Genomic DNA, 21,663 nt, shown 5'->3' with positions numbered 1-21,663 from the left:
CAAAGCCCTCTCTGCCAAAGTGGCCGGGAGGGCTAGAATGCTCGGCGATTCAACGATCCTTCCTTTCTTTACCGAGCACCTTCATGCGCCGTCTTCTGTTGACTCTCCTTTTTCTGGGCAGCGGTTTGGCCCACGCCGGCGAACTGCCGGAAACCGACTGGCTCGAACTGATGCCCAAGTCGGATCAAAAGGCCCTCGAGGCCATGCCCGAAATCGACCACAACTCCCCGGAAGCCACCGGCACCTTCACCGAGAAGGGCGGAATGAAGCAGGCCAAAGGTCTGCCGGCGGTGATGTATTCGACCAAAACCGTGGCGTCGATGAACGACAAGCACATCCGCATCGGCGGTTATCCGGTGCCATTGGAGTCCGATGCCAAGGGCCGTAGCACGCTGTTCTTCCTCGTACCGTATCCGGGCGCCTGCATCCACGTGCCGCCACCGCCGCCGAATCAACTGGTGCTGGTGCGTTATCCGAAGGGATTGAAGCTGAACGACATCTACACGCCGTTGTGGGTGACCGGCACGCTGAAGGTCGAGAAGGTCAGCAATGACTTGGCTGACGCGGCGTATGCGCTGGAAGCGGACAAGGTGCGGGTGGTGCAGGAATCAGATCTCTAACAGCCACCACTGAACAACTGTGGGAGCGAGCCTGCTCGCGAAAGCGGTGTGTCAGACATTTGAATGTTGACTGATACAACGCCTTCGCGAGCAGGCTCGCTCCCACATTTTGTATTGCGGTGCTGGTCAGAGCGGTTTGCTGGCAACGCTAACGCCCATGGTGTGGCTCGCGCCCGGCGCCAGGCTCACGATGTCATCCAGCACATTCGCCGTCTCGATGCACAACATGCGCTGCCAGCCATCGTTGTCCATGTCGGCCAATGCAGCGGCGCGATCGATCCACGGGTTCCAGATCACCGCCGTGCGTGAGCCGGTGGCGGTCAGCACGATGCGCCGTTCCCAGGTCGGATCGACAATGCTCAATTGCGGTGGGGCATCGACGTAGATGCGGTCAGTCTCACCGGCAAAACGCAGATCGCCTTGCTGGCTGTGAGTCTTCCAGTCATCCAGCGTCTCGATGTAATTCAAGCCATCGACACCGTCGACATGCACATGGCGCACATCACTGACTGCGAAATAAGTGTGCAGCGCCTGACTCAGGCTGACGGTGTCATTGCCACGGTTATGGCTGGTCAGGCTGAAGCTCAGTTGTTCGGACAAATGCAGGGTCAGGCTCAGATCGACCTGATGCGGCCAGCCTGGCAGGCCACCGTCGGGGTAGGGCAGTTTGAACTCGACTTTGATGCCATGTTCTTCGGCTTCGATGCCACCCAGCTCCCAATCCATCGCCCTCACCAGACCGTGCGCGGGTGCCGGCTGCTCGCCGGTGTACATGGCCTGCACGCTCTGCGGGTTGCGTTCGAACTTGCCGAACCACGGCCAGCACACCGGCACGCCGGCGCGGATGCTCTTGCCGGTCTTGAACACGGCCTTGTCGTTGAGCCAGATGATCGGCGGCTGGCCATCGATCTGATAACTGAGAATGTGCGCGCCCTGCTGGGCGACCAGCACTTCGGCCTGACCGTGGCGGATGCGCCAGCAGTTCAGTTCATCCAGTTTCACCGCTTCAACGTTGGGCGTGTTCATGGGACAGCTCTCGATCAGAAACAAGGACAACAATCGACCGTCAAACGGCCGCGAGGTTTAACGCGCGCGTGGTGGAACCGAGCGAGTGCGACCGCTGCCGTCGATGGCAACGAAAACGAAGACCGCTTCGGTGACTTTACGCCACTCGCTGGACAACGGGTCGTCGCTCCACACTTCGACCATCATCTGGATCGAGCTGCGGCCGATTTCCAACGTCTGGGTATAAAAGGATAATTGCGCGCCGACAGCGACCGGTACGAGAAACGCCATGCGATCGATGGCAACGGTCGCGACGCGGCCGCCAGCGACACGGCTGGCCATTGCGGTGCCGGCCAAATCCATCTGCGCTACCAGCCAGCCGCCAAAAATATCGCCAAAGCCGTTGGTTTCACGTGGAAGTGCGGTGATTTGCAAAGCCAGGTCGCCTTGCGGGATCGGATCTTCTTGTTCGAGTTCTATCATGCCGAGGGTGCCTCTGACCCGTGACTCTTCGTTGGTATTGCTGGTGGTAGCCGTCTTCGGGAAAAACGATTCAGCACCGAACATACTACGTTCGTCACGTTTTCCATCAGGCGCCTAAGGAGAAACTCTGCGAAACCGGCTAATCCCGAGCAAAGGCCGGGCCAACGACGTTTTCGCACAGCAACCCCCTACAAACCGGAGCAGGTTGCGAGTATATCGGTCGGTAGACTCCGCGACGACCATCCGGTTCTCATTTCGACCGTCAAATACGCGCCTCTATGTGCTTTTTCGAACAATTTGCTATGGTGCCGAACCTGCCCAAGCCACCGCCAGCGTTGTTGTGGCGGCAGATCCGACTATAAGAGAAGCCCTTGCCATGACCACAGCGCCTTCGAGCCTCGCGCAGCCCGAGCAACCCGCACGACCGTTGACCCGCAATGACTACAAGACTCTGTCGCTGTCCGCCCTTGGTGGTGCGCTGGAGTTTTACGACTTCATCATCTTCGTTTTCTTCGCCACCGTGGTCGGCAAGCTGTTCTTCCCGGCCGACATGCCCGAGTGGCTGCGCCTGATGCAGACCTTCGGCATCTTCGCCGCCGGTTACCTCGCGCGGCCGCTGGGCGGCATCGTCATGGCGCACTTCGGCGACCTGCTCGGGCGCAAGAAGATGTTCACCCTGAGCATTTTCATGATGGCCGTGCCGACCTTGATCATGGGTCTGCTGCCAACGTACGCACAGATCGGCATGTGGGCGCCGATCCTTCTTCTAGTGATGCGGGTGATTCAAGGCGCCGCGATTGGCGGGGAAGTGCCGGGCGCGTGGGTCTTCGTTTCCGAACACGTACCGCAAAAACACATGGGTTACGCCTGCGGCACGCTCACCAGCGGGCTGACCGCCGGCATTTTGCTCGGCTCGCTCGTCGCCACTGCGATCAACAGCATTTATACGCCGGCCGAGGTTGCCGATTACGCGTGGCGGATTCCGTTCCTGCTGGGTGGTGTGTTTGGCCTGTTCTCGGTGTATCTACGCCGCTGGCTGCACGAAACCCCGGTGTTCGCCGAACTGCAACAGCGCAAGGCATTGGCTGAAGAAGTACCGCTGCGCGCGGTGCTGCGTGACCATCGCGGCGCGATTGCGATCTCGATGTTGCTGACCTGGTTGCTCTCCGCTGGCATCGTCGTGGTCATTCTGATGACGCCGACCGTGCTGCAAACGGTCTATCACTTCACCCCTACGCAATCGTTGCAATCGAACAGTCTGGCGATCGTGTTCCTGAGCATCGGCTGCATCATTTCCGGCGCGTTGGCGGATCGTTTCGGTGCCGGTCGGGTATTTGTGTTTGGTTGCCTGGGCTTGCTGATCAGCTCGTGGACGTTCTATCACAGCCTCGCCGATCACCCGGACTGGCTGTTCCCGCTGTATGCGCTGACCGGTTTTCTGGTCGGTACCATCGGTGCGGTGCCGTATGTGATGGTTAAAGCGTTTCCGCCGGTAGTGCGTTTCAGCGGGCTGTCGTTCTCGTACAACGTGGCTTACGCGATCTTTGGCGGGTTGACGCCGATGGTGGTGAGCCTGCTGCTGAAGGAGAGCGCGATGGGGCCTGCCTACTATGTGGCGGTGCTGTGCGCGATGGGGATTCTGGTGGGGGCGTGGCTCTGGAAGAAGGGGCGCTGATCCGGTATTTCCTCCAGTAGTACTGGCCCCTTCGCGAGCAAGCCCGCTCCCACATTTGCAATGCATTTCAACTGTGGGAGCGAGCCTGCTCGCGAATGGGGGCACCACGAATCATCTTGTAAAACCCGAATGCTGGCCTTTCATCCAATTGTCATATTTCAGCCATAGAGTGTTCACACGGCCTGCTGATACTTGGCCCCGACTTAACACACCCTATCTGCTAGGAGTAAGGCATGAAACTGAAGCGTTTGATGGCGGCAATGACTTTTGTCGCTGCTGGCGTTGCGACCGCCAACGCGTTCGCCGCTGTTGACCCGTCGATCCCGAGCTACACCAAGACCACTGGTGTGTCGGGCAACCTGTCCAGCGTCGGCTCCGATACCCTCGCCAACCTCATGACCCTCTGGGCTGAGAACTACAAAAAAGAATACCCGAACGTAAACATCCAGATTCAGGCCGCTGGCTCCGCCACTGCGCCACCTGCGCTGACTGAAGGCACCTCCAACCTGGGCCCGATGAGCCGCAAGATGAAGGACACCGAACTGGCGGCCTTCGAGCAGAAGTACGGCTACAAGCCAACCGCTATTCCGGTTGCTGTGGACGCCTTGGCTGTCTTCGTACACAAGGACAACCCGATCCAGCACCTGACCATGGAACAGGTTGATGCGATCTTCTCGTCGACCCGTCTGTGCGGTGCCAAAGCCGACGTGAAAACCTGGGGCGACCTGGGCGTGACCGGCGACCTGGCCAACAAGCCAGTTCAGCTGTTCGGCCGTAACTCGGTATCCGGTACCTACGGCTACTTCAAAGAAGAAGCCCTGTGCAAAGGCGACTACAAACCAAACGTCAACGAACAACCAGGTTCGGCGTCGGTAGTGCAGTCGATCAGCTCCTCGCTGAACGGCATCGGTTACTCGGGCATCGGCTACAAGACCGCTAGCGTGAAAACCGTTGCGCTGTCGAAGAAGGGCAGCACTGACTTCATCGAAGACACCGAAGAAAACGCCCTGAACGGCAAGTACCCGCTGTCGCGTTTCCTCTACGTTTACGTCAACAAAGCCCCGAACAAGCCTCTGGCCCCGCTGGAAGCTGAGTTCGTGAAGCTGGTGCTGTCGAAACAGGGCCAGGAAGTTGTGGTGAAAGACGGCTACATCCCGCTGCCAGCCAAGGTTGCTGCAAAAGCACTGGCTGACCTGGGTCTGCAAGAAGGCGGCGCTGAAGTCGCAAAGAAGTAACACCGTAGATCCGGGCTAACCCCCGGATCTGCCGGAACCCCTGTAGGAGCTGACGAGTGAAACGAGGCTGCGATCTTTTGATCTGGCCTCTGACTGCAAGATCAAAAGATCGCAGCCTCGGTGCCCTCGTCAGCTCCTACACAGGTTTCAAACGGTTCCGTACAGGTCCCACGGACACCGCGAACCTTCGAATTCTTTGATCCTCCTCCAGTACCCGCTGGCGGTGGATTTGGTGCGTCACTGCATTGTCATCTTTCTGTCATACAGGATCGCTAGGGTGTGCGCATGAATGATCTGGCCAATTCCCCAATGACTACGACTTCCCCTCCCAAGCGCATTGATTTCAATACGCCTGAGCTGCAACGCAAGCGCCGCATCCGCGCGCTCAAGGATCGCTTCACCCGCTGGTACGTCCTCGTTGGCGGTCTCGCGGTGCTGGCGGCCATCACCCTGATCTTCTTCTTTCTCGCCTACGTGGTTGCGCCGCTGTTCAAAGGTGCCGACCTGAGCGCGAAAGATGCCATCACCCCCGCGTGGATGCAGGACGCCGGCAAGCCACTGATGATTTCGCTCGAAGAGCAGAATCAGGTGGCCATGCGCGTTTCCGACAAAGGCCAGGCGCTGTTCTTTGATATCGACAGTGGCGCTGAACTGAAGCGCGTCGATCTGCCAGTGCCAGCGGGTGCAACCGTGACCTCGATTGGTGAAGACCAGCCAGGCCATCCGCTGGTGGCGGTGGGCCTGTCCAACGGTCAGGCGCTGGTGTTCCGTCACACTTATAAAGTCAGCTACCCCGATGGCAAGAAGACCATCACCCCGGCGGTTGAATATCCGTACGGCAACACGCCGATCGCGCTGAACGAAAGCGGCGGTGCGCTGGAACACGTCAGCCTCAACGCCACCGACACCACCTTGATTCTGGTCGGCTCGACCGGTTCGCAACTCAACGTGTTGTCGTTGAGCAGCGAAGAAAACATGATGACCGGTGAAGTCACCAACGAGCAGAAGCGTATCGATCTGCCGCAAATGACCGAACCGGTGAAAAACATCTTCGTCGACCCGCGCCAGCAATGGCTGTACGTGATCAACGGTCGTGCCCAGGCCGATGTGTTCAGCCTGCGCGACAAGAGCCTCAATGGTCGCTACAAACTGCTGGAAAACGCTGACGCCGAAGTCACCGCAACCACGCAACTGGTCGGTGGCATCTCGCTGATTGTCGGTGACTCCAAGGGTGGTCTGGCCCAGTGGTTCATGGCCCGCGACACCGACGGCGAACTGCGTTTGAAGCAGATCCGCACCTTCCAGATGGGCACCACGCCAATCGTTGAAATCACCGCCGAAGAGCGTCGCAAAGGCTTCCTCGCCCTCGATGCCAGCGGCAAGCTCGGCGTGTTCCACAGCACTGCGCACCGCACGTTGCTGGTTGATCAGGTGGTCGATGGCCAAGGCGTCTTCGGCCTGTCGCCGCGCGCCAACCGCGTGATCGTCGAAGCCGGCGGCAAGCTGCAACCGCTGCTGCTCGACAACCCGCACCCGGAAGTCTCGTGGAGCGCGCTGTGGAGCAAGGTCTGGTACGAGAACTACGACGAGCCTAAATACGTCTGGCAATCGACCGCCGCCAACACCGATTTCGAACCGAAACTGAGCCTCTCGCCACTGACCTTCGGCACCCTGAAAGCGGCGTTCTACGCGATGCTGCTGGCCGCGCCACTGGCCGTCGCCGCGGCGATCTACACCGCCTACTTCATGGCCCCGGGCATGCGTCGCAAGGTCAAACCGGTGATCGAGCTGATGGAAGCGATGCCGACGGTGATCCTCGGTTTCTTCGCTGGCCTGTTCTTGGCGCCATATGTCGAAGGGCATCTGCCGGGCATTTTCAGCCTGCTGATGTTGCTGCCGATCGGCATTCTGGTCGCCGGTTTCACCTTCAGCCGCCTGCCTGAATCGATCCGCCTGAAAGTCCCGGACGGTTGGGAAAGTGCGCTGCTGATTCCAGTGATCCTGTTCGTGGGCTGGCTCTCGTTGTACATGAGCCCGTTCATGGAGAACTGGTTCTTCGGCGGTGACATGCGCATGTGGATCTCCCACGACCTCGGCATCACCTACGACCAGCGCAACGCACTGGTGGTCGGTCTGGCCATGGGCTTTGCGGTGATCCCGAACATCTACTCGATCGCTGAGGACGCCGTGTTCAGCGTGCCACGCGGCCTGACCCTCGGTTCGCTGGCCCTCGGTGCCACACCGTGGCAGACCATGACCCGCGTGGTGATCCTGACCGCCAGTCCGGGAATCTTCTCGGCGCTGATGATCGGCATGGGCCGTGCGGTCGGCGAAACCATGATCGTGTTGATGGCCACCGGTAACACCCCGGTCATGGAAATGAACCTGTTCGAAGGTCTGCGCACCCTGGCTGCCAACGTTGCGGTGGAAATGCCCGAGTCGGAAGTCGGCGGCAGCCACTACCGCGTGCTGTTCCTCTCGGCGCTGGTGTTGCTGTTGTTCACCTTCGTCATGAACACCCTGGCAGAACTGATTCGTCAGCGTCTGCGCAAGAAATACTCGTCGCTTTAAGCAAAGGTAGAAGTCTGTGAAACAGAACTCCCTGAAAGGATGGTTCAAGAGCGGCGCCCCGGGCGTCTGGATCAGCGGTGGCGCGGTGTCCATCGCGGTCATCATGACCATTGGCCTGCTGGCAGTGATTGCCGTACGCGGTCTGGGTCACTTCTGGCCGGCGGACCTGATCCACGCCAACTACGACGTACCGGGCCAAGCCAATCACCTGGTGATCGGTGAAGTGGTGCAGAAAGAAGAAGTGCCCCGTGCCCGTCTGAAGAGCGCCGGTTTGCCGGTGCCTGACGTTGGCCCGGAATTCATGACCCGCGAGCTGATCAAGGTCGGCAACCGTGATTTGAACGGTAATGACTTCACCTGGATCGTCGGCGAGTGGCTGACCAACCAGACCACGCCGCCAGAATTGATGGCGATCGAACGTCGCGAGTGGGGCAACTTCTACGGCTATCTGGTCAACGTCAAACAGGACGGCAAAGTCATCGCCGAGGGCGAGGCTGCCTGGCCTGAGCTGCAGGCGCGGATCAACCGCGTGAATGGTCTGGCTGCACAACTCAAATCGCTGGAAAAAACCGACATCGGTGCGATCAACGCAGGGCTGGAACGCATCCGTCTGCACGGTCGCAAACTGGAACTGGAAGGCAAGCTCGACGCCACCGCGCAAGCGGACATGGAATCCGAGCGTGCCGAGCTGAATGCACGTTATCAGGACATCGAAGCACGTCTGTCTGACTTGCATGCACAGTTCAACCGCGATGCGTTGACTGCTCGCGATGCCAACGGAAAAGAGATTGAAATCGGTCTGGGCAAAGTGGTTCACGCTTACCAGCCGAACGCGATGAGCACCTTTACCAAGGTCGGTTTCTACTTCGGCAAGATCTGGGAATTCCTCTCCGACGACCCGCGTGAAGCGAACACCGAAGGCGGGATCTTCCCGGCAATCTTCGGCACCGTGATGATGACCCTGATCATGGCGATGATCGTCACTCCGTTCGGCGTGCTGGCAGCGGTGTACCTGCGTGAATACGCCAAGCAGAACACCCTGACGCGGATCATCCGTATCGCGGTGAACAACCTCGCCGGTGTTCCGGCGATCGTTTACGGCGTGTTCGGTCTGGGCTTCTTCGTTTACGTGCTGGGTGGTTCGGTCGACCGCTTGTTCTTCCCGGAAGCACTACCGGCACCGACCTTCGGTACACCGGGTTTGCTCTGGGCCTCGCTGACCCTGGCACTGCTGGCGGTGCCGGTAGTGATCGTGGCGACCGAGGAAGGTCTGGCACGTATTCCACGCACCGTACGTGAAGGCTCGCTGGCCCTTGGCGCGACCAAGGCTGAAACCCTTTGGAAGATCGTGATTCCGATGGCCAGCCCGGCGATGATGACCGGCATGATCCTCGCCGTGGCTCGCGCCGCCGGTGAAGTGGCGCCGCTGATGCTGGTGGGTGTAGTGAAACTGGCGCCGTCGCTGCCGGTGGACGGCAACTACCCGTACCTGCACCTGGACCAGAAGATCATGCACCTGGGCTTCCACATTTATGACGTCGGCTTCCAGAGCCCGAACGTCGAAGCGGCCCGCCCGCTGGTGTACGCCACGGCGCTGCTGCTGGTGCTGGTGATCGCCACGTTGAACCTGTCGGCGGTGTATATCCGCAACCACCTGCGTGAAAAATACAAAGCACTGGATAGCTGATTAACCAATGTGGGAGCGGGCTTGCTCGCGAAGGCGGTGTATCAGACCCCCATTCTTCGCCTGACACTCCGCCTTCGCGAGCAAGCCCGCTCCCACAATAGATTGAGTACAGCCGCACCACGCGGCTAACCGAACCGAATTTGTTCGCACAGGGAGCCTCCCATGCAGCACGAAACACATACCCACGGCATCAACATGTCTGCCCTGGGCCGCGACAAGCAGAGCCTCAACCTGGCGCAGGAAACCGTGGCCATCGAAGTACCCGGACTGAGCCTGTACTACGGCGAGAAACAAGCGCTGTTCGACGTCAGCATGAACATTCCGAAACAGCGCGTGACTGCCTTCATCGGCCCGTCCGGCTGCGGTAAGTCCACGCTGCTGCGCACCTTCAACCGCATGAACGATCTGGTTGACGGTTGCCGCGTCGAAGGCGCGATCAATCTGTACGGCAACAACATCTATCGCAAAGGCGAGGACGTTGCCGAACTGCGTCGTCGCGTCGGCATGGTGTTCCAGAAGCCCAACCCGTTTCCGAAAACCATCTATGAAAACGTGGTCTACGGCCTGCGCATTCAGGGCATCAACAAGAAACGCATCCTTGACGAAGCAGTCGAGTGGGCGTTGAAAGGCGCGGCGCTGTGGGACGAAGTCAAAGACCGCTTGCACGAATCGGCACTCGGCCTGTCCGGTGGTCAGCAGCAACGTCTGGTGATCGCCCGAACCATCGCGGTTGAGCCGGAAGTGCTGCTGCTCGACGAACCGTGCTCGGCCCTCGACCCGATCTCGACGCTGAAAGTCGAAGAGCTGATCTACGAGCTGAAATCCAAGTTCACCATCGTCATCGTTACGCACAACATGCAGCAGGCCGCGCGGGTGTCCGACTACACGGCGTTCATGTACATGGGCAAACTGGTGGAATTCGGCGATACCGATACCCTGTTCACCAATCCGGCGAAGAAGCAGACCGAAGACTACATCACCGGTCGTTATGGCTGATTGAAGCAGCCGCGAGCTTCAAGCTGCGAGCGGCAAGTCAAAGCGGTTCAGCGTAACGACAAATTTCAGCTTGCAGCTTGTAGCTTGCAGCTCTTGGTTAAAGCTTTTGCGGAGCGAACACAATGATTTCTAAGGAAGGCCTCACTCATCACATCTCCGCGCAGTTCAACGCTGAGCTTGAGGAAGTGCGCAGCCACCTCCTGGCCATGGGTGGACTGGTCGAGAAGCAGGTCAATGACGCGGTGACCGCGCTGATCGAGGCCGACTCCGGTCTGGCTCAGCAGGTGCGTGAGATCGACGACCAGATCAACCAGATGGAACGCAACATCGACGAAGAATGCCTGCGCATTCTCGCCCGTCGTCAGCCGGCGGCGTCCGATTTGCGTCTGATCATCAGCATCTCCAAGTCGGTGATCGACCTGGAGCGCATCGGCGACGAAGCGACCAAGATTGCCCGTCGCGCGATTCAGCTGTGCGAGGAAGGTGAGGCGCCACGCGGTTACGTCGAGGTTCGCCATATTGGCGACCAGGTGCGCAACATGGTTCGCGATGCGCTGGACGCATTCGCCCGTTTCGACGCCGATCTGGCGTTGTCGGTGGCGCAATACGACAAGATCATCGACCGCGAATACAAGACCGCGCTACGTGAGCTGGCGACTTACATGATGGAAGACCCGCGCTCTATCTCGCGGGTCTTGAGCATCATTTGGGTGCTGCGTTCGCTGGAACGCATTGGCGACCACGCGCGCAATATCTCCGAGTTGGTCATCTATCTGGTACGCGGTACCGACGTGCGCCACATGGGCCTCAAGCGCATGAAGGAAGAAGTTGAAGGCACAAGCGGCGAAACCGCTAATGTTCCGGGCGATGCTGACGATAAGTAAGATTGCCTGAGAAAAGCGCCCGGCCCTTTGGCCGGGCGTTTTTGTTTGTGCTTTTCATGGGCAGATTCGAATTAAAAAGCGAGTTAAAAAGCGAATTAAAGCAGCACCCGCGAACGAAAAGTCCCGGCGTGACTGAAGAGTTTTGGCAATGTGCCATCAGCCAGCGTTATGCTTGCCGGGATTTTAATAGGGGTGTTGGATGAGCAAGATCAGTGTGTTGGTCGTGGACGATGCTTCGTTCATTCGTGACCTGGTGAAAAAGTGCCTGCGTAATTACTTCCCGGGGATCCGCACCGAGGACGCCGTCAACGGCAAAAAGGCTCAGGCCATGCTGGCCAGGGAAGCGTTCGACCTGGTCCTGTGCGACTGGGAAATGCCGGAAATGTCCGGTCTTGAACTGCTGACCTGGTGCCGTGAACAAGACAACCTCAAGACCATGCCATTCGTCATGGTCACCAGCCGGGGCGACAAGGAAAACGTCGTGCAGGCGATTCAGGCCGGCGTTTCCGGCTACGTCAGCAAGCCGTTCACCAACGAGCAACTGCTGACCAAGGTCAAGCAGGCGCTGAACAAGGTTGGCAAGCTCGACACCCTGATGAACAGCGCGCCGACCAAGATGAACTCGGCGTTCGGCAACGATTCGCTGAGTGCATTGACTGGCGGCAAGCCTGCCGTGGTTGGTGGCGCGCCAGCAGCGGTAGCGGTCAACCCGTTTGCCAAGCCAATTGCTGCGCCGCCAGCGCCAGCCGCTGCGGCATCGCGTGGTTTGCTCAACAGCCCACCGGTCAAGGCCCCCGTTGCCTCGTCGGCTCCGGCAAGCGGTCGTGGCCAAGGCCAATTGCGTCTGCCAAGCGGTACGCAGCAATGCGTGATCAAGGCCCTGAGCATCAAGGAAGCGTTGCTGGTGGTGAAACGCACCGACACCCTGCCGCAGATCCTCGACAGTGCCGTGCTCGATCTGGAGCAGGGCGACAACGCGGAAATCGCCCGCCTCAACGGCTACCTGCATGCTGTGGTCGCGTTTGAACCGAAACCGGACAGCGACTGGTTGCAGCTGACGTTTCGTTTTGTCGACCAGGACGCGCAGAAACTCGACTACATCTCCCGCCTGATCGCTCGCGGCACGGCGCAGAAGCACTTCGTTCCGGGCGCGTAACCGGCGTCTGTGAAAAGATCGCAGCCTGCGGCAGCTCCTACATTGGAATGCATTTCCCTGTAGGAGCTGCCGAAGGCTGCGATCTTTTGCTTTGTGCGCTGGGCAAATTGAAACATCTGCCGACTACCCTGGTCTGTCTCAACTGCTAGGCTCTCTCTCAGGCCTTACTTCGACAGACTCTTGCCCATGCTCGCGCGCCTGATGTTCTTCTGTGGTCTCTTCATGGCCTCCACCTCGGCTGTGGCCATGACTATCTACAAATCCACCGATGCCAACGGCGTGGTCTCGTACAGCGACCGGCCGAGCAAAGGTGCGGCGGTGTTCGTCTTTCAAGACCGCATGGTCGAACGCCTTGATCGCCAGGTGTACCTCGACATCAAGAAGCAGAAGGGTACCGATGTGGTGTTTGTGCGCAACGATCTGTATGCGCCGGTCGAGATTGCACTGGCGTTTACCGGCATGAGCAATGTGCGTGGCGCGCCGACTCAGACGATTCGCCGGGTGTTGCCGGCGCGCAGCAATACGCGGTTGGCGCTGCTCACGGCGGTTTCCGGTGGCCAGCCGCTGGTGTATACGCCGCAGTTCCAGTATTCCCTCGGCGACCCCGCTGGCGCCGCGCAGGGCTATCGCTATCCGCTGCCATGGCGTGGCGGGCCGTTCCGCCTGAGTCAGGGCGCCAACGGCCAGTACAGCCACTACGGGCCGAAGAACAAGTACGCGATGGACATCGCCATGCCGGTGGGCACGCCGATCATTGCCGCGCGGGCGGGGGTGGTGGTCAAGACCGAGAACTCACAGAGCGGGCGCGGCAGCGATGCCTCCGGCAATTTCGTGCGGGTGCTGCATGACGACGGCACGATGGGCGTGTACCTGCACCTCAAGCAAGGTTCGGTGAGCGTACGCGAAGGGCAGCGAGTGGTGGTCGGCAGTCCGCTGGCGCTGTCCGGCAACACCGGCAACAGCAGCGGACCGCACCTGCACTTTGTGGTGCAGCGCAACAGCGGCGCGGGGCTGGTGTCGATTCCGTATCAGTTCAACCAGCCACTGGGGGCGTTGCCCAACTTTGCGTTGGGCAAACAGTAAAAAGCAAAAGATCGTCCGATCGCGGCCCGAACCTTCGGCAGCTCCTACATTGGAATGCGATCCCCTGTAGGAGCTGCCGCAGGCTGCGATCTTTTAAGCAGGCAACGCGGTTCCCGCATTGCACTCAATCGAGCATCAACACCTTGGCCAGTACAATCTTCGGCCCTTTCATCTTCTTGATGATGATCCGCAAGCCTTCGACTTCCAGCACTTCTTCCTCTTCCGGCACCCGCTTCAGGGTTTCGTAGATCAGCCCGGCGAGGGTTTCCGCTTCGATGTGATCGAGGTCGATGCCCAGCAGGCGTTCAACCTTGAACAGCGGCGTGTCGCCCCGCACCAAGAGCTTGCCCGGCTGATAAGCGAGGATCCCGCGCTCAGCCTTGCGGTGTTCGTCCTGAATGTCACCGACCAGCACTTCCAGCACGTCTTCCATGGTCAGGTAGCCGATGATGTTGCCGTCAGCTTCCTCGACCACGGCGAAGTGCGAGCCGCCCTTGCGGAACTGCTCGAGCAACTGCGACAGCGGCATATGCCGCGACACGCGCTCCAGCGGGCGGGTCAGTTCAGCGAGGTTGAACGACTCGGGAATGTGGTCCAGCGCGGCCAGTTCCAGCAGCAGATCCTTGATGTGCAGCAGGCCGACGAACTCCTGGCGCTCGCTGTCGTACACCGGATAACGGCTGAACTTGTGGCGACGGAACATCGCCAGGATTTCTTTCAACGGCGCGTTGAATTCAAGCGTGATCAAGTCTTCACGGGAGTTGGCCCAGTCGACCACTTCCAGCTCGCCCATTTCCACCGCCGACGCCAGCACGCGCATGCCCTGATCGCTCGGATCCTGGCCACGGCTGGAGTGCAGGATCAGTTTCAGTTCTTCACGGCTGTAATGGTGTTCATGGTGCGGGCCTGGCTCACCTTGACCGGCGATACGCAGAATCGCGTTGGCGCTGGCGTTGAGCAGGTAGATCGCCGGGTACATCGCCCAGTAGAACAGGTACAGCGGCACCGCCGTCCACAGCGACAGCAGCTCGGGTTTGCGGATCGCCCACGACTTCGGAGCCAGCTCGCCGACCACGATGTGCAGGTACGAAATGATGAAGAACGCGGTGAAGAACGACACGCCTTTGACGATCTCCGGCGACTGCACGCCGACCGCGCTGAGCAGCGGCTCGAGAATGTGCGCGAAGGCCGGTTCACCGACCCAGCCGAGGCCGAGGGAGGCGAGGGTGATACCCAGCTGACACGCCGAGAGGTACGCATCGAGCTGACTGTGTACGGTGCGCAGGATGTGCCCGCGCCAGCCGTTTTTGTCAGCGATGGCCTCGACCCGGGTCGAGCGCAGTTTGACCATGGCGAATTCCGCCGCAACGAAAAAGCCGTTGAGCAAAACCAGGATCAGAGCAAAAAGGATCATGCCGAAATCGGCGAATATTGTTGCGAGGGACAAGCCAGGGGAAGGGTCCATGATGGAGTTTTGCGGGTTCCGTGTGATTCAAAAGAGGTGAAAGTCGCGCCTGAAAGGCAGGCACAAGTCAGCCAATGTAGCGGCTGACCTGGCGATTGCCTAGTGCGACATTACTCAGCGGCGCTGATCGCCCGTACGCTGGCCACTTGCGCCGGGGCAAAATGGCAGGTGAACGTGCTGCCGTGACCGGGCACGCTGCTGATCTCCATCCGCGCGCGGTGGCGCAGCAACACGTGTTTGACGATGGCCAGACCGAGGCCGGTGCCGCCAGTGTTGGAGTTGCGGCTGGAGTCGACGCGATAGAAGCGTTCGGTCAGGCGCGGCAAGTGTTTGCTGTCGATGCCGATTCCGGAATCCTGCACGCTGAGGTGTGCACCCTGATCGTCGCCCCACCAGCGAATGCGGATGTTGCCCTCGGCCGGGGTGTACTTCACCGCATTGAAAACCAGATTGGAAAATGCACTGCGCAACTCCGCCTCGCTGCCCTTGAGCAGTAGCCCGGCATCGGCTTCGAGGGTGATGCGCTGATTTTTCGAAGCGGACAATTGCTGCGCGTCGCTTTTGATCGATTGCAACAGCGTATCGACCTGCACTGGCTGGTTGTCCGACGGGTAATCGGTGGCTTCCAGTTTCGCCAGCAGCAACAGGTCGTTGAGCAGCGTCTGCATGCGCCCGCCCTGTTGTTGCATCTGCTGCAGGGCGCGGCTCCAGCGTGGATTCACCTCTTCGACGTTGTCGAGCAGGGTTTCCAGATAACCGCAAATCACCGTCAACGGCGTGCGCAATTCGTGGGAGACGTTGGCAATGAAGTCTTTGCGCATCTGTTCCAGTTGATGAATCCGCGTGACGTCACGCACCAGCATCAAGTGTTCGTTGTTGCCGTAGCGGGTCAGGTACAGCTGAATGCGCACGCGATCGTTGGTTGGCGAGGGGATTTCCAGCGGTTCGGCGTAGCTTTCCTGCTCAAAGTATTCCTTGAAGCGCGGATGGCGCACCAGGTTGGTCACCGGTTGGCCACTGTCCTGCGGGGTCTTCAGACCGAGCAGGGTTTCGGCAGCACGGTTCCACCATTCCAGATTGCCGTCGCTGTCGAGCATGATCACCGCATCTTTCAGCGCTGCGGTGGATTCCTGAACCCGGTCGATCACCGCTTGCAGCCGCCCGCGCACCCGTTGATCACGGCGTTGCAGATGGTAGATGCTGTCGAACACCTCGCCCCACAGGCCATAGCCGTCGGGCGGTGCTTCGTCGGGTTGGTGCTGGCGCAGCCATTCGTGCAGGCGCAGCAATTGCTTGAGCGTCCAGCCCAGATAAATCCCCAGGCCCGCCGCGAGGCTCCAGCCGTAATAGCCGGTGATCAGGCCGATCACCAGGCAGGCGGTGACCAGCAACAGCATGTGGCGAATCAGGGTGCCATGCCAGTTTTGATTCACGGGAAATACGGTCCTTGTCAGCGAGTCTGGCGGTCGGCTCAGGCCTTGGTGGAAAACCGGTAGCCAGTGCCGCGCACGGTTTGTACCAGATTTTCGTAGGCGTCGCCGAGGGCCTTGCGCAGGCGGCGGATGTGCACGTCGACGGTGCGCTCTTCAACATAGACGTTGCCGCCCCAGACCTGATCCAGCAACTGGCCACGGGTGTAGGCGCGTTCCTGGTGGGTCATGAAGAATTGCAGCAGACGGTATTCGGTCGGGCCCATTTCGGCGGGTTTGCCGTCGATGGTCACGCGGTGGCTGATCGGGTCGAGCAGCAGGCCACCGACTTCAATCGGCGCTTCGCCATCGGTCGGGCCGGCGCGACGCAGCACGGCTTTCAGGCGTGCGACCAGTTCGCGTGGGGAAAACGGTTTGGTGATGTAGTCGTCGGCGCCGACTTCCAGCCCCTGGATCTTGTTGTCCTCTTCGCCCTTGGCGGTGAGCATGATGATCGGGATGTCCCCGGTCAGCTCATCGCGTTTCAGACGACGGGCCAACTCGATGCCCGACGTGCCGGGCAGCATCCAGTCGAGCAGGATCAGGTCCGGCTTGCGGTCGACGATGATGGCGTGTGCCTGCTGCGAGTTCTCTGCCTCGAGGCAGTCATAGCCGGCCATTTCCAACGCAACGGCGATCATTTCGCGAATGGGCGCTTCGTCGTCGACGATCAGAATGCTCCTGCCAACCATGCCTTAATCCTCTTGTCATTTAACTGTCTTGCGCCGCATTAGATAACGGAATTATTGCAGTCGTGTGACAGTATTTTAGTCCGGCGGCGATTGTGCAAATCCTCAACTAAGCTCTAAGTCCGAATCCTGACAACCACAAAAGAAGGTTTCCATGACTCAAATGACTGTTTCCTTTAAAGCACTGCTGATGGCTGCTGCCCTGACTCTGCCCGGATTTGCCATGGCCGCCGAGCCGGCCATGATGAAAGACGGCATGATGGTCGATCACAAAGGCATGACCGTTTACACGTTCGACAAGGACGCTGGCGGCAAGTCGATGTGCACCGGCGATTGCGCGAAAAACTGGCCGCCAATGATGGCGCCGGCGGGCGCCAAAGCTGAAGGCAAATGGACAGTGATCAAGCGCGATGACGGCATGATGCAATACGCCTACGACGGCAAGCCGCTGTACACCTTCATGAAAGATGAGAAGCCTGGAGAAATGAAGGGTGATGGCATGAAGGAAATGTGGCACGTGGTGCACGAGCACAAATAAACGCAAATCCCCTGTGGGAGCGGGCTTGCTCGCGATAGCGGTGTATCAGTCGGCATTTTCGTTAACTGATACACCGCTATCGCGAGCAGGCTCACTCCTACATTGATTTGTGTTTAGCGCAGCGCGTAATCCAGCACGATCCCGACGAAAATCGCCAACCCGGCCCAATGGTTGTGCAAAAACGCCTTGAAGCAACGCATGCGGTCACGATCGCGGGTGTACCAGAACTCCCACGCATAACAGCCAGCAGCCACCAGCAAGCCGAGATGGAACCACGTCCCCAGCTCGAACTTCGACCCCGCCAGTAACAGGCAGCCCAGCGACAGCGCCTGCAAACTCAGGATGATCACCCGGTCCGCCTCGCCAAACAGAATCGCTGTGGATTTCACGCCAATCTTCAAATCATCATCCCGGTCAGTCATCGCGTAATACGTGTCGTAACCCACGGTCCACAGTAAATTGGCGATCCACAGCAGCCATGCTGCCGCCGGCAACTCGCCGGTCTCGGCGGTGAACGCCATCGGCATGCCCCACGAGAACGCCGCGCCCAGCACCACTTGCGGGTAATAGGTAAAGCGCTTCATGAACGGATAGGTGAACGCCAACGCCAAACCGCCCAGCGATAACCAGATCGTCGGCGCATTGGTACACAGCACCAGCAGAAAACTCACGCCCATCAACAGCGCAAAGAACACCAGCGCTTCTTTCGAACTGATTCTGCCCGCAGCCAATGGCCGTTGCGCGGTGCGTTTGACGTGGCCGTCGACCTTGCGATCGGCCCAATCGTTGATCACGCAACCACCGGCGCGAGTCAGGATCACGCCGAGGACAAAAATCACCACGTTGGCCAGTGATGGCGAGCCCTTGCCGGCAATCCACAGCGCCCACAGCGTCGGCCAGAGCAGCAGGTAAATGCCGATCGGCTTGTCCATCCGGGTCAGCTGAATGAAATCCCAGGCGCGCGGGTTCAAGCGGTTCAGGGACTTGAGCAGGCTCTGATACATCAGCTGTTCTCCGGATGGGCGCGGGCGGCGCACCACAGATTCGGCAGGAAAATTTCCGCGACCAATACGCTCAGCGCGCCACGGTCGAAGCGCGAGCGGCGGCCCCACAGTTCGGGCGCCTTGGCGGCAGGCGGCAGCCATTGCTCAGGGTAGCGGCAGACTTCGATGGCGCGACGCTGGAAGGCCTGATCGCAAAACAACAATTCGCCCAGCGAACGGCTGCCCAGTTCATCCATGTGCAAGCCATCGCCCTGCAAGGCGCTGCGTGAGGCGACGCTGCGGGCAAACACCCAAGCTTCGCCATGACCGCGCAAATACACCTCGCGCACCCAGCCTTCGCTGCCTTCAGCCAGATTCAGCGCGGCGCATTCGTCGGCGCGCAGGGTGTCCCAGCCTTCGAACAACGGCGTCACGCTAAAGCCATCATTGGACAGGCGGGTCAGTCGGCGAGTGAGCGAGCCTTCGTCGAACAACCAGTCGAGGGTCAACGAATCGGGGAGGGACGTCAGTTGGCTTTGGGCCAGCCAGAGCGGGGCCGGGGAGGGATTAGTCTGTTGCACAATGAGTCATTATTGGCCGCAAATGAGGCGGCGAGCTTACCATGGCGGGCAGCGATATTGATGGGGCCGGGACGCCATTGCGCCGAACAGGCTTGCATCTGCCCGGCTCCATCAGTACAAAACGCCCTGAGCCGGATGGCAGCGCAATACCCATCGACCGTCCGCGCCGGCAATAAGCCTGAACCCTGAGGAAGTACCCGAATGAAAAAGTGGCAATGTGTGGTCTGCGGCCTGATCTACAACGAAGCCGACGGCTGGCCGGATGACGGCATTGCGCCGGGCACCCTGTGGCAGGACGTGCCGGAAGACTGGCTGTGCCCGGACTGCGGTGTCGGCAAGATGGACTTCGAAATGATCGAAATCAACTAAGCAAAACAAAGGAGTAAGGCATGAGCGCACCTGTCGTCATCATCGGCACTGGCCTTGCGGGCTACAACCTGGCCCGGGAGTTTCGCAAACTCGACAGCGAAACCCCGCTGCTGTTGATTACCGCCGATGACGGTCGCTCTTACTCCAAGCCGATGCTCTCCACCGGTTTCGGCAAGAACAAGGACGCCGATGGCCTGAGCATGGCCGAACCCGGCGCGATGGCCGAGCAGTTGAAAGCCGAAGTGCGCACCCATACGCGCATCAGCGGCATCGATGCCGGCCACAAGCGTTTGTGGATCGGTGAAGAAGCGGTGGCCTACCGTGACCTGATTCTCGCCTGGGGCGCAGAAACCGTGCGCGTGCCCATCGAAGGCGATGGCGCGGATCTGGTCTTCCCGATCAACGATCTCGAAGACTACGCGCGTTTCCGTGCTGCAGCGGCCGGTAAACGCCGCGTTTTGCTGTTGGGTGCCGGCCTGATTGGTTGTGAATTCGCCAACGACCTGATCCTTGGTGGCTATGAAGTGCAACTGGTTGCGCCGTGCGAACAAGTGATGCCGACCCTGCTGCACCCGGCGGCTGCGGCAGCGGTGCAGGCTGGGCTGGAAGGCCTCGGGGCGAAATTCCACCTCGGCCCGGTACTGACCCGCTTGCACAAAGTCGCGGAAGGCCTGGAAGCGCATCTGTCCGACGGCCAGGTCATTGCCTGCGATGTGGTGGTTTCCGCCATTGGCTTGCGCCCACGCATTGATCTGGCGGCGGCCGCCGGCGTACAGGTCAATCGCGGCGTCGTGGTCGATCGTCAGTTGCAAACTTCCCACGCCAATATCTACGCCCTGGGCGACTGCGCCGAGGTCGATGGGCTGAATCTGCTGTACGTAATGCCCCTCATGAGCTGTGCGCGAGCGCTGGCACAAACTCTGGCAGGAAACCCTACCGCAGTGAGCTACGGCCCGATGCCGATCACCGTGAAAACCCCGGTTTGCCCATTGGTGGTTTCGCTACCGCCACGCGGCAGCGAAGGCAGCTGGACCATTGAAGGGCAGGGCGCCGACATCAAGGCCCTGTGCCACGGCTCCGACGGTCAGTTGCTCGGCTATGCGCTGACGGGCGCCGCCGTCATGGAAAAACTCGCCCTGAACAAACAGCTTCCGGCCTTGCTGGCGTAAATACCGGTCGTTCTGTCGGAATCACCCCGCTTTTGCCCCCACAAAGGTCGTAGTGAGACTGGCGCAGGCCTTGTCCGCGTGCCATTCTCACTCCCGTCTGCCGCAGAGTAGAGCCTGCGGCGCCTTGGGCGCTGTTCCAACGAGAACAGCACGGACATAACAACAAAAAACCGTCAAAGGGGCTTCACTAATGCGTAAACCAGAACTCGCCGCTGCAATCGCTGAAAAAGCAGATCTGACCAAAGAACAGGCCAACCGCGTACTCAACGCCGTTCTCGAAGAAATCACCGGCGCTCTGCACCGCAAGGACAGCGTGACGCTGGTAGGCTTCGGCACCTTCCTGCAACGCCACCGCGGCGCCCGCACCGGCAAAAACCCGCAAACCGGCGAGCCGGTGAAAATCAAGGCCAGCAACACCGTTGCGTTCAAGCCAGGCAAGTCGTTGAAAGACAGCGTTAATCCTTAATTGCGGCGGATCCCCTGAATAGCGGGGGAACACCGTAATAAAAAATGGGCACACCGATTGCGGTCGGGTGCCCATTTTTTGTGGCAGCAAGCCAGGTTATTGGCGGCGGAAGCAGGCTTTGCCGTTGCCGAAGTCTACGGCCAGGCAATTTGGCTCAACGGCCAATTGCAGATCCTCGAACAGGGCAGACAAATCTTTATCGGAAGCAGGCTTGGTTGCACTTTTCAGCGTCAGTATTTCCTTGTCCACCTGCCAGGTGCCTTTGGCAAAACCGTCGGCACTCCCGTACGCCACGCCCGCGTCAAAGGTGCCGTCCTTGCGCAGCAGCAATTCAGCGCCCATTTCCATTGCTCCGACCAGGTAGTAATGGCCGTCCAGTGAGGGGGTGTCCGCGGATGCTTGGGTGATTGGCAGCCAAATAAGTGCTGCGAAAAATAGGGTTTTCAATTCCATGAAGTGAAGCTCCTTACCAGCCGTAGTAGAGGGTGCAGATTTTGTGGGCGTTGGATTCTGGCATAGCCAAGGTTTGTCCGCGCGTT

21 protein-coding genes are annotated in these 21,663 nt (G+C 59.7%); 13 read left to right on the top strand and 8 right to left on the bottom strand.

The genetic code is table 11. From position 1 onward, the window contains the following. Positions 1–83 precede the first annotated feature (83 nt). Positions 84–620: a DUF3299 domain-containing protein gene (locus C2E19_RS00545; RefSeq protein ID WP_129386697.1), complete on the top strand. Its 537-nt coding sequence runs from the start codon at positions 84–86 to the stop codon at positions 618–620. A gap of 126 nt (positions 621–746) precedes the next feature. Here the strand turns inward: C2E19_RS00545 and C2E19_RS00540 are convergent, their stop codons facing one another. Next, positions 747–1,646 carry a D-hexose-6-phosphate mutarotase gene (locus C2E19_RS00540; protein WP_129386694.1) on the bottom strand — a complete coding sequence of 300 codons (900 nt, stop codon included), beginning with the start codon at positions 1,644–1,646 and terminating at the stop codon, positions 747–749. 57 nt (positions 1,647–1,703) lie between these two features. After that, positions 1,704–2,108, bottom strand: coding sequence for an acyl-CoA thioesterase (locus C2E19_RS00535; RefSeq protein WP_003229628.1), 405 nt, complete (start codon positions 2,106–2,108; stop codon positions 1,704–1,706). A gap of 376 nt (positions 2,109–2,484) precedes the next feature. Between C2E19_RS00535 and C2E19_RS00530 the strand changes: the two genes are divergently transcribed. From C2E19_RS00530 to C2E19_RS00495, 8 genes are all read left to right on the top strand, one after another. Next, entirely contained in the window at positions 2,485–3,783 is a 1,299-nt protein-coding gene (locus tag C2E19_RS00530; RefSeq protein ID WP_129386691.1) for an MFS transporter, read from the top strand. 233 nt (positions 3,784–4,016) lie between these two features. Further along, positions 4,017–5,018, top strand: a complete 1,002-nt coding sequence (locus C2E19_RS00525; protein ID WP_065258236.1) for a phosphate ABC transporter substrate-binding protein PstS — start codon at positions 4,017–4,019, stop codon at positions 5,016–5,018. A 537-nt stretch (positions 5,019–5,555) separates the two neighbouring features. Further along, the gene (locus tag C2E19_RS00520; protein WP_174823954.1) at positions 5,556–7,589 is read left to right on the top strand and encodes an ABC transporter permease subunit; all 2,034 of its coding nucleotides are present in this window, start codon (positions 5,556–5,558) and stop codon (positions 7,587–7,589) included. A gap of 16 nt (positions 7,590–7,605) precedes the next feature. Beyond that, positions 7,606–9,276, top strand: a complete 1,671-nt coding sequence (gene pstA / locus C2E19_RS00515) for a phosphate ABC transporter permease PstA (RefSeq protein WP_129386685.1) — start codon at positions 7,606–7,608, stop codon at positions 9,274–9,276. Positions 9,277–9,438: 162 nt separating this feature from the next. Continuing rightward, complete coding sequence (gene pstB, locus C2E19_RS00510; RefSeq protein WP_129386683.1) at positions 9,439–10,272, top strand: phosphate ABC transporter ATP-binding protein PstB; 834 nt, start codon at positions 9,439–9,441, stop codon at positions 10,270–10,272. Positions 10,273–10,394: 122 nt separating this feature from the next. Continuing rightward, positions 10,395–11,156: a phosphate signaling complex protein PhoU gene (phoU, locus tag C2E19_RS00505; protein ID WP_007954334.1), complete on the top strand. Its 762-nt coding sequence runs from the start codon at positions 10,395–10,397 to the stop codon at positions 11,154–11,156. A gap of 199 nt (positions 11,157–11,355) precedes the next feature. Next, entirely contained in the window at positions 11,356–12,312 is a 957-nt protein-coding gene (locus C2E19_RS00500; RefSeq protein ID WP_129386680.1) for a response regulator, read from the top strand. A 186-nt stretch (positions 12,313–12,498) separates the two neighbouring features. Further along, positions 12,499–13,395, top strand: coding sequence for a M23 family metallopeptidase (locus C2E19_RS00495; protein ID WP_129386677.1), 897 nt, complete (start codon positions 12,499–12,501; stop codon positions 13,393–13,395). Positions 13,396–13,519: 124 nt separating this feature from the next. On the opposite strand, the gene C2E19_RS00490 is transcribed toward C2E19_RS00495, so the two are convergent. From C2E19_RS00490 to phoB, 3 genes are all read right to left on the bottom strand, one after another. After that, the gene (locus C2E19_RS00490) at positions 13,520–14,860 is read right to left on the bottom strand and encodes a hemolysin family protein (RefSeq protein ID WP_129386672.1); all 1,341 of its coding nucleotides are present in this window, start codon (positions 14,858–14,860) and stop codon (positions 13,520–13,522) included. Between the two features lie 110 nt (positions 14,861–14,970). Next, a complete protein-coding gene (gene phoR, locus C2E19_RS00485; protein ID WP_256661319.1) occupies positions 14,971–16,257 on the bottom strand; it encodes a phosphate regulon sensor histidine kinase PhoR in 1,287 nt (428 codons plus the stop codon). Positions 16,258–16,331: 74 nt separating this feature from the next. Next, positions 16,332–17,021: a phosphate regulon transcriptional regulator PhoB gene (gene phoB, locus C2E19_RS00480; RefSeq protein WP_007896474.1), complete on the bottom strand. Its 690-nt coding sequence runs from the start codon at positions 17,019–17,021 to the stop codon at positions 16,332–16,334. 151 nt (positions 17,022–17,172) lie between these two features. On the opposite strand from phoB, the gene C2E19_RS00475 reads away from it, so the two are divergent. Continuing rightward, positions 17,173–17,556: a hypothetical protein gene (locus C2E19_RS00475; protein WP_129386666.1), complete on the top strand. Its 384-nt coding sequence runs from the start codon at positions 17,173–17,175 to the stop codon at positions 17,554–17,556. Positions 17,557–17,669: 113 nt separating this feature from the next. On the opposite strand, the gene ubiA is transcribed toward C2E19_RS00475, so the two are convergent. Beyond that, a complete protein-coding gene (gene ubiA, locus C2E19_RS00470; RefSeq protein WP_129386663.1) occupies positions 17,670–18,560 on the bottom strand; it encodes a 4-hydroxybenzoate octaprenyltransferase in 891 nt (296 codons plus the stop codon). After that, on the bottom strand, positions 18,560–19,120 hold the full coding sequence (locus C2E19_RS00465) for a chorismate lyase (protein ID WP_129386660.1): 561 nt from the start codon (positions 19,118–19,120) through the stop codon (positions 18,560–18,562). The genes ubiA and C2E19_RS00465 overlap by 1 nt, the downstream gene beginning before the upstream one ends. A gap of 201 nt (positions 19,121–19,321) precedes the next feature. On the opposite strand from C2E19_RS00465, the gene C2E19_RS00460 reads away from it, so the two are divergent. The 3 genes from C2E19_RS00460 (at position 19,322) to C2E19_RS00450 (ending at position 21,124) form a co-directional block, all read left to right on the top strand. Next, complete coding sequence (locus C2E19_RS00460) at positions 19,322–19,489, top strand: rubredoxin (protein WP_007954349.1); 168 nt, start codon at positions 19,322–19,324, stop codon at positions 19,487–19,489. A gap of 20 nt (positions 19,490–19,509) precedes the next feature. After that, a complete protein-coding gene (locus C2E19_RS00455) occupies positions 19,510–20,658 on the top strand; it encodes an NAD(P)/FAD-dependent oxidoreductase (RefSeq protein ID WP_129386657.1) in 1,149 nt (382 codons plus the stop codon). Between the two features lie 190 nt (positions 20,659–20,848). After that, positions 20,849–21,124, top strand: coding sequence for an HU family DNA-binding protein (locus C2E19_RS00450; RefSeq protein WP_003213368.1), 276 nt, complete (start codon positions 20,849–20,851; stop codon positions 21,122–21,124). Positions 21,125–21,220: 96 nt separating this feature from the next. Here the strand turns inward: C2E19_RS00450 and C2E19_RS00445 are convergent, their stop codons facing one another. Continuing rightward, positions 21,221–21,577, bottom strand: coding sequence for a hypothetical protein (locus C2E19_RS00445; RefSeq protein WP_129386653.1), 357 nt, complete (start codon positions 21,575–21,577; stop codon positions 21,221–21,223). Between the last annotated feature and the right edge of the window lie 86 nt (positions 21,578–21,663).

The sequence above is a fragment of the Pseudomonas sp. DTU12.3 genome, from assembly GCF_004124275.1.
Classification (GTDB): Bacteria; Pseudomonadota; Gammaproteobacteria; order Pseudomonadales; family Pseudomonadaceae; genus Aquipseudomonas; species Aquipseudomonas helmanticensis.
The sequence above is the reverse complement of the archived record's forward strand: the minus strand, read 5'-3'. Positions and strand labels throughout refer to the sequence as shown.

Coding starts and splice junctions, on each gene's coding strand:
- C2E19_RS00545 (WP_129386697.1), top strand. CDS start 84: ATGCGCCGTCTTCTGTTGACTCTCCTTTTTCTGGGCAGCGGTTTGGCC.
- C2E19_RS00540 (WP_129386694.1), bottom strand. CDS start 1,646: ATGAACACGCCCAACGTTGAAGCGGTGAAACTGGATGAACTGAACTGC.
- C2E19_RS00535 (WP_003229628.1), bottom strand. CDS start 2,108: ATGATAGAACTCGAACAAGAAGATCCGATCCCGCAAGGCGACCTGGCT.
- C2E19_RS00530 (WP_129386691.1), top strand. CDS start 2,485: ATGACCACAGCGCCTTCGAGCCTCGCGCAGCCCGAGCAACCCGCACGA.
- C2E19_RS00525 (WP_065258236.1), top strand. CDS start 4,017: ATGAAACTGAAGCGTTTGATGGCGGCAATGACTTTTGTCGCTGCTGGC.
- C2E19_RS00520 (WP_174823954.1), top strand. CDS start 5,556: ATGCAGGACGCCGGCAAGCCACTGATGATTTCGCTCGAAGAGCAGAAT.
- pstB (WP_129386683.1), top strand. CDS start 9,439: ATGCAGCACGAAACACATACCCACGGCATCAACATGTCTGCCCTGGGC.
- phoU (WP_007954334.1), top strand. CDS start 10,395: ATGATTTCTAAGGAAGGCCTCACTCATCACATCTCCGCGCAGTTCAAC.
- C2E19_RS00500 (WP_129386680.1), top strand. CDS start 11,356: ATGAGCAAGATCAGTGTGTTGGTCGTGGACGATGCTTCGTTCATTCGT.
- C2E19_RS00495 (WP_129386677.1), top strand. CDS start 12,499: ATGCTCGCGCGCCTGATGTTCTTCTGTGGTCTCTTCATGGCCTCCACC.
- C2E19_RS00490 (WP_129386672.1), bottom strand. CDS start 14,860: ATGGACCCTTCCCCTGGCTTGTCCCTCGCAACAATATTCGCCGATTTC.
- phoR (WP_256661319.1), bottom strand. CDS start 16,257: ATGCTGTTGCTGGTCACCGCCTGCCTGGTGATCGGCCTGATCACCGGC.
- phoB (WP_007896474.1), bottom strand. CDS start 17,021: ATGGTTGGCAGGAGCATTCTGATCGTCGACGACGAAGCGCCCATTCGC.
- C2E19_RS00475 (WP_129386666.1), top strand. CDS start 17,173: ATGACTCAAATGACTGTTTCCTTTAAAGCACTGCTGATGGCTGCTGCC.
- ubiA (WP_129386663.1), bottom strand. CDS start 18,560: ATGTATCAGAGCCTGCTCAAGTCCCTGAACCGCTTGAACCCGCGCGCC.
- C2E19_RS00460 (WP_007954349.1), top strand. CDS start 19,322: ATGAAAAAGTGGCAATGTGTGGTCTGCGGCCTGATCTACAACGAAGCC.
- C2E19_RS00455 (WP_129386657.1), top strand. CDS start 19,510: ATGAGCGCACCTGTCGTCATCATCGGCACTGGCCTTGCGGGCTACAAC.
- C2E19_RS00450 (WP_003213368.1), top strand. CDS start 20,849: ATGCGTAAACCAGAACTCGCCGCTGCAATCGCTGAAAAAGCAGATCTG.
- C2E19_RS00445 (WP_129386653.1), bottom strand. CDS start 21,577: ATGGAATTGAAAACCCTATTTTTCGCAGCACTTATTTGGCTGCCAATC.